The sequence below is a fragment of the Acidisphaera sp. L21 genome, assembly GCF_009765685.1.
Taxonomy (GTDB): domain Bacteria; phylum Pseudomonadota; class Alphaproteobacteria; order Acetobacterales; family Acetobacteraceae; genus LMUY01.
In genome coordinates, this window is the sequence record NZ_LMUY01000015.1 from 353,079 (window position 1) to 360,168 (window position 7,090).

Annotated in this window: 5 protein-coding genes and 1 pseudogene; 1 reads left to right on the forward strand and 5 read right to left on the reverse strand. The window is 60.5% G+C overall.

Annotated features, from left to right (window positions below):
• Window positions 1–209: 209 nt before the first annotated feature.
• The 5 genes and pseudogenes from GSQ76_RS04730 to GSQ76_RS04750 form a co-directional block, all read right to left on the reverse strand.
• Window positions 210–902: pseudogene (locus GSQ76_RS04730) on the reverse strand (IS6 family transposase).
• Between the two features lie 357 nt (window positions 903–1,259).
• Entirely contained in the window at window positions 1,260–2,354 is a 1,095-nt protein-coding gene (locus tag GSQ76_RS04735) for a glycosyltransferase (protein ID WP_158742736.1), read from the reverse strand.
• Window positions 2,351–3,286, reverse strand: a complete 936-nt coding sequence (locus tag GSQ76_RS04740) for a galactosyltransferase-related protein (protein ID WP_158742737.1) — start codon at window positions 3,284–3,286, stop codon at window positions 2,351–2,353. Before GSQ76_RS04740 ends, GSQ76_RS04735 begins: the two co-directional genes overlap by 4 nt.
• Complete coding sequence (locus GSQ76_RS04745; RefSeq protein ID WP_216850896.1) at window positions 3,287–4,150, reverse strand: glycosyltransferase; 864 nt, start codon at window positions 4,148–4,150, stop codon at window positions 3,287–3,289.
• Between the two features lie 269 nt (window positions 4,151–4,419).
• Complete coding sequence (locus tag GSQ76_RS04750) at window positions 4,420–6,426, reverse strand: HAD-IIB family hydrolase (RefSeq protein WP_335904882.1); 2,007 nt, start codon at window positions 6,424–6,426, stop codon at window positions 4,420–4,422.
• Window positions 6,427–6,658: 232 nt separating this feature from the next.
• Between GSQ76_RS04750 and GSQ76_RS04755 the strand changes: the two genes are divergently transcribed.
• Window positions 6,659–7,081: a hypothetical protein gene (locus GSQ76_RS04755; protein WP_158742740.1), complete on the forward strand. Its 423-nt coding sequence runs from the start codon at window positions 6,659–6,661 to the stop codon at window positions 7,079–7,081.
• The last annotated feature ends 9 nt before the right edge of the window (window positions 7,082–7,090 follow it).

Genomic DNA, 7,090 nt, shown 5'->3' on the forward strand with positions numbered 1-7,090 from the left:
GGGATGCAAGCCGATTTCTGCGTCAGGGCGGCCTTGATGCCCTCGCACTCGAGATGACGCAGAGTCGGGCGGGCCTGATCAAGATGGGGGTCTACCGCTTGCTGAAGGATGGGATCTAGCAAGGCAGGGCACTAAACGGCTGAGTGTCGCAAGAGGCGTTGTCAGGTTAGCGAGTTCGAGCCTGCCCTGATGTGAGATTGAACTTGCTGCTACGCGGCGACATTGCGGGTCACATCTCGCCAGATCCGAAGGGTGGCGTCCCGTCCATCGCGATGATCGTGGGCGGTTAGATGATGGCGACGGAGTTGGATGCGGGCGTGGGTGGACAGGAAGATTTGGGCATGTTGCGCTGACTTGAACCGCTGCATCTGCCGTTCTCGTCGTCGCGTTGGTTGGTGCGACACCTCGGCCTGGTTGTTCAGATGACGGCTCTGCCAGTGCTCGACGCCGGGCAGGATCTCACGTTTCGCTGCGCCTCAGCTGCGCAGCTTGTCGGTCACGATCACCCGCGGCACGTACTGCAAACCTCGCAGCAGCTTGCGGAAGAACCGCTTGGCAGCACGGGCATTGCGCCGGTTTTGCACCAGGATGTCCAGCACGTGGCCGTGCTGGTCTACCGCGCACCAAAGATACTGCAGCTTGCCTTGCACGCGGATGAAGACCTCATCGAGGTGCCACTTGTCGCCAGGTCGCGGCCGTCGCCGTCTCAGTTCGTTGGCGAACAGCCGGCCAAAGCGCAGGCCCCACTCACGGATGGTTTCGTAGCTGACCACGATACCACGGGCTGCGAGGATGGTCTCGACATCCCGCAGGCTGAGGCTGAAGCAGTGATACAGCCATACTGCGTGCTGGATGACCTCGGCCGGATAGCGGAAGCCGCGGTATGGGTTGGTCGCCGTCATGCCGGCCAGCTTGCCACCCTTGGATCAGGCCCGCCAACCTGACAACACCGGTGCGCCTCCCATAATGCCGGGAGCTCAAAGCCATGGAGTGGCCACGGTAATGCTCAAGATACGCCGCCTCGTGGGCGGCTACCAAGTCGAGAGTCCTCGACCATAGCCAGGGCGGAGCATTCAACGTCTTCAAGCAGCCCGGCCGGAGCTCGACAAACCAAGCTTGACGATCGGCCTGCGGCATCTGCCGCCCGTAGGCTCGACCGACCCACCTCAACCGATTTGCCTCTGCGCCGTCAGAGTGCAACTGCAACGACAACGGTCCAAGACCACTGCCTCCGGCGGCCAATTTGGAGTGGGAGCGGTCTAGCCGACAACTGGGTGTTCTTGGAGGCGGGACTTTGCATTGGCGGTCCCGACGCATTCGTAGAGCCGTTCACAGCCGTCCAGCCAAATTTCGTCGGTGAAGTTTGCCAATACCCTGTCGCGTGGGACGGCCCGGTTGATTGCCATGGCGACCGGAATCGCATCCGACAGCTCAATGGCATTTCCCGCGGATACAATTGCGCCCGCCTCCGCCACCACTTCCCGGGCCGCACCCATGCCGAACGCAGCGATTGGGACGCCGCAGGCCATGGCTTCGATCGCAACCAACCCGAAGGGCTCGTCCCAGCAGGGGGTAAATAGGAACACCGAGGCGCGTCCGATTTCGGTTGCAAGCATCCGCGCATCCAGATGGCCTCCATAGCGGACAGATCCACCCAAGATTGGTTCAACCAACGCCTGCCAATATTCACGGTCCTCTACAATGCCAAATAGCGTCAGGGATACACCGGCGCGACGAGCCGCCTCGATTGCAAGGTGAGTTCCTTTGTTGGGCGTTATCCGACCACTCCACACTGCGCTTCCATTGCCCGTCGGGACAAATGGCCAAGCAGCGGGGTCAATGCCATTATGAAGGACGGAACTTTGCGTCGGTGCGCCGTCTGGCCACCAGGCGGCGAGCTGGCTAGCTGAGGTTACAGTGAAGTGGTGCCAGGGCCGTGCACTGTCTTTCACGAACCAATGGAGGGCATCAAAGGGCGGCACGTGCAATGACGTGACGGTCGGCACCTCGCCGATACTTGCCCGCTGGAGCGGGAAGCGGTGGAGGCTGTTGTTGTGAACGACATCAAAGCCGCCCCTTGCAATCCTGTCGCATGCCGACGCGAACCCGGCATCGACGTAGGCAATGAGCGGCATGCTACCGCGATGGTCTGCCCATGGGAATGTCCGCTCGTAGTGCTCCGTTAGCACAGGGTCGATCAAAAATCGCGGATCGCTGTCGCCGGCCGCGAAAAGCACGACCTCGTGGCCGCGCTTCGCGAGACCGGCTGCAAGATGCCAGCTATGGGCTTCCATGCCACCCATAAAAGGTTCGGCGATCGGCTGCCGGACGTGAGCGAGCAGGGCGACCCTCATTCCGCTGCCTGAGCTGGTGAAGTCACCGCCCCGGCGGCCATTTCCTCCAACGCCTGTATAACAGTTGTGGTGTTCGCGTATGGCTGATGACTTTGTTGACCTGTCAAAAAGAGGTCGTTGCTATCTGGTCGGCGGAGAATTCGGAGGGGCCTATTTGGTGCGTCGTCAATCAGGCCCATCAGCTTGAATGCATGAAGCCAATGCCCCATGGTTCGGTAACCCCACTTCTCTTCGAAAAGTTGCGCGTTGCGTACAACGCTCTCGAGGTGGTGAACAGGCGGCATATGGTGCGGGTGGTATTGATGATAGGCCAATGCACCCTTAAGCCATCCGATCGCGATGCCCTGGTTGGTAAGCGACTTGCCGAAATCGGTATCCTCGCCGCCGTAGCCCACGTATCGCTCGTCAAAGCCACCAGCCGCGAGGAAGGTTGCGCGCCGCATGCCGAAATTGAGTGACCAGAAGCAGCGGTAATCGTTGCATTGCTCAACTCCCGACGCGGGTGGTCCACGCCGGTCGGAATGCTTTACTGCGGCGGCCGCGAAGCTGTCGTACGACCAGCCGGGAACCGCCAGGCCGCCAGGCAGATAAAGAACCTCGCCCATCAGCAGCCCGTCCAATGCCGCCAAACCCGCAGTGTAGTCCGCAATGAAGCTTGGAGCCGGGATACAGTCGATGTCCACAAAAACGAGGAGGTTGCTATGCGCGACTTTTGCCGCGGTGTTCCGGGCGGTCGCAAGCGGGAGGTTAGTGCCCGGGATCGCAACCTGCTTTATGGGGAAGGGGGCGTCAGGCAGGTCGTAAGGGGTATCCTGCATGACCGCTATGATCAACTCAACAGGGGGAAGCGTTTGCTTGGTCAGCCCTAGGACAACATTCCACAGGTGTTCTGAACGACCCCTGGCCAATGTCGCAACCGAGACGCTCTGCACTCATACGATCCTTTCGTCTACAGCGCTGACTGGGCTCGCGGGGAGCCATAAGCCAGCGGCCAAGGACTCGAGCCACTGCGCTGCCTTTTCGGCGGGCGCGTCCTCGATCAAGGTCAGTTGGCGCTCTTGCCTATGCCCGGCGTAGGTGTTGGAAATCGCCCTCGCCCAGGCGGCGGCCGACGAGGGCAGATGCGATAGCACCGACGCGGCCCCTGCTACGGAAAGGGCGCCAGCCTTAAAGTGTTGTTCGTCGAAATACCGCCACTCTGGTATTGCCAGCCAAGGTCGCGCCGCCCTGAGGACTTGTTGGCAGGTTGTGTTGCCCGTAGATGAGATCACGAGGTCAGCAGCCGCGATGTAGTCAGCGGGGTTGGCTACCCAGCCCCGGTGCTCGACGTTTGAGGGTTCGGTGGCGTGCCAGTCCCGCTGAACCGGACCGATCGTGATCCAACGCGCTCCGGGCCTGCTGCGAGCCCCGAGACCGATCGGCGCCTGGCTAAATCCGCTGCCACCGCCGCCTGCCATGACAAGGATCACTTCGCCATACTTCGGGACGCCGATGCGCTCGCGTGCCGAGCCGCGGTCTAATACGACTTGGTCGACCCCTAGGCCTGCCGCGAAGCACGTCTTCGCCCGCAACGCCGGAGTCCAATCAGTTTGAGAAAGATCGGTATGAAAGGGGGCAAGGATGCCGACGGCACCGTCGTAGGCTGCCTGGTGTCCGGCATCGCCGCGGTCTCCATGCTGAAGCACCATGACATGAGGAACGCTGCAGATGCGCGCAAGCTGGGCTATCTCTGCCGAGACGTCGCAGACCATCAGCGCCGGTTCCGCTGTGTCGAACCATTCCACAATCGTTGCCATAGCCCTCCGTATTGAAGGCCAGCCCAATGGGGCGCAGTGGAGTGTTGCCGGGGTAGGGACATTGTCCATAGTGGTGGCTTCATCACCGCGTTTTTCGAAGAGAGAGGGAATGACCCGGACAGAAACGTGAGCCGGGAGCGGCGGGAAGATGTTGTCGCGCGCGCAGAAAACCACGAGTGGACGGTCGCCGGGGGAGGCGTTGACAATAGCGGCGCAACGTTCCGCATGTCCGCGCCCTTGGTGATGGACGAAGTAACCTATCGGGTGCTTCACGCTGCTTCGATTTCGAACACAGGGGTCGCAAGTCCAAAAGCGGCCAATCCTTCCATGACGCCGGTGGCGTGACAACCAGTGACCCTTACCAGCCCTCTCCTTGACAGCAGTACGTTCAGTTCGGTGCCGCCGTTCGCGACCACGATGGCGCATCCAGAAGCTTCCAGCATATCCAGGTCATTCCCGCTGTCGCCTGCGGCAACACAATCCCCCAGCGTGAGGCCTAGGCTGGCCGCATACCATGAAAGCGCCGCCGCCTTGCCCGCGGTCGGAGCCAATACGTCTATCAAATGCCCGTGCGAATGGATCACCCGCGCGCCCAAGCCCGCTTCGGCCACCGCCGACCGGATCGCATCTGCCTTTTCTAACGTTCCAAAAAAGCTAAGCTTGTGGGGGCCGTTTGTCTCTGGTGATTGCGTATTGGCACCGAGATTGGCCAGAGCGAGTTCAACCGCCTTCCGATCCCAGCCGTCGTCAAGCCGTGCGGTATAATCCTCGCATTCCCGGTAATAGCCATTGTCGCAAATCACGATGCGCGTCCCGACATCGACGATATATGCATCTGGCTCCGGCAGGTTCCAGGCGGCGAGGACGGCACGGGCAGCCTCGAGCGACCTGCCCGTGGCGACTACGAATGGCATATTCTCTTGGGCATGCCATTGCTTGAACATACGGGCCCCGTTGTGGCATCCTGTCAGCGTGTTATCGATGTCGCAGGCAAGCAGTTGCGGCTTTAGGCGCAGCGAAGCATACAGGGATACGGATGACGCTGCGTAACGAGACCAACTGAATTTGTAGATATTTTTGCGGCCAGCTTGCGAGTATCGTTCGTGGAGCTGCCGATCCGAGATGATGCGCAGACAACTGGCGCCGATCTCGCTCTCGTTGCAGGGGTCGACGAGTAGGCCATGGCCGATTGCCTCGATTATATCCACAGGTCCGCCATGACGGGTCGCGACGACAGGCACCCCGGCTTCGGCGGCTTCGATAAGGGTTAAGCCGAACGGCTCATGCAGCGCCGGATTTACGAACACCCCGCCGACGGCTGCCTTAGCGTAAAGCCAAGCCACATCGATGTCGGAATGTTCTGGAGGCAGCGCCACCCTACCGCAAAGGGCCGGAAGGCTACACAGCGTCTTCAATTCACGAAGGACCTGCCGTTCTTCGGCGCACGATGACCCCAGCCTGTGCTGTCCTGCCAAGATAACAAGGTTCGCGCGTGCAACGAGCTCCGGCGTGGCCACAAAGGCGCGGACAATGGCCGCGAGGTTCTTCTTTCGGACCGGACGTGCGATCGCCAACACGATCGGCTTGGACGGGTCGTCCAAAACAGTGGTGAGCAGCATACCCTGCTTCGACTGCCCGGCATCTGATGTTTTTACCGGGACTCCTGGGGGAATACATAGCGTTCGAAACATCGAGGCGCGAATCCCATAAGCGGCCACCTGTCGTTCGGCCTCGTTTCTGGTGGAGACGATTATTGCATCGGATTGGGTTATCGCGGCATGTTCAGCGGCGATGCGCGCATCAAGCGACGGTCCACCGAGGATCTTGTTCTGCTTGTCTCGACCAAGTGAGTGAGGTGTGTAGACGAATGGAATCCCGAACCGAGTCCGCGCCGCATCGGCAACGGAAGCGGCATCTGCGAAATGAGCATGGATGACATCTGGGCATTCGGCCGAACGAGCCAGATGTTCGCAGAATGCATCTCTGAAAGCAGGCAGGTCTTGTCCCAAAAGGTCCTTTTCGAGATAAGCGCGGTTGCCGGTCGCGAGACGGACGACCTCAACCTTCGGTCCAATGCGTTCGCTTGGCAGCGAATATTCAGATCCAAGTCGGTCATCCTCGAATAACCGCGTCACGATTGAAATCCTGTGCACCCGTGGCAGCGATGCCTGAGCCATTGCTGCACCAAGCACGTAACCGATGTGGCCGCCCGTATCGGATGTTAGGCCGAAGCGAACAGGCGGCTTCCCGAGGCACCCACCCAGCGCCAAATGCATAACGAACAAACTGACCTCCCTTACCGGGCGGACAACGTCACAGACCGCACGAAAGCTCCGGGAAACAAATATTTTCCTTGCGCCCCTGCTATTCTAAAGCCGCCGCCATATACCAAGGGAGATCTACAAAATGTTCGAGCCTCTTAATACCAAGGTCTACGAAGATTGACCCATTGAGCTTGCCCCACGCGGGAATGGTCTGATTCGATATGGTGATGAGGGGATTGCCACCATGCCGGTCCCGTTGAGGTCCGACCACGATGCAGCCCGGCTTCGTGCCGTGGCCGGCCAGAGCCGTGATGCGGGTCAGACCCGTCGGCTGCTGGCCTTGGCAGCGATCTACGACAGGGCAACGCGCACGGAGGCTGCGGCCATCGGCAATGTCACACTGCAGATCGTGCGTGATTGGGTGCTCAAGTTGAACGAGCGCGGGCCGGACGGCTTGGTCGGCGGCAAGGCTCCTGGACCTCGTTCGTTGCTGGAGGACTGGCACCGCGCAGCGCTGACGAAGGCGGTCGAGGACGGCCCGATCCCGATGATCCACGGCGTGGTGCGCTGGCGGGTGATCGACCTATGCCAATGGGTGTGCGATGAGTTCGGGTGTCAATCGGCATGGAAATGGGGCTCTGACTCAATCTCGATGCAATGCGGGTAGGCTCGCGTA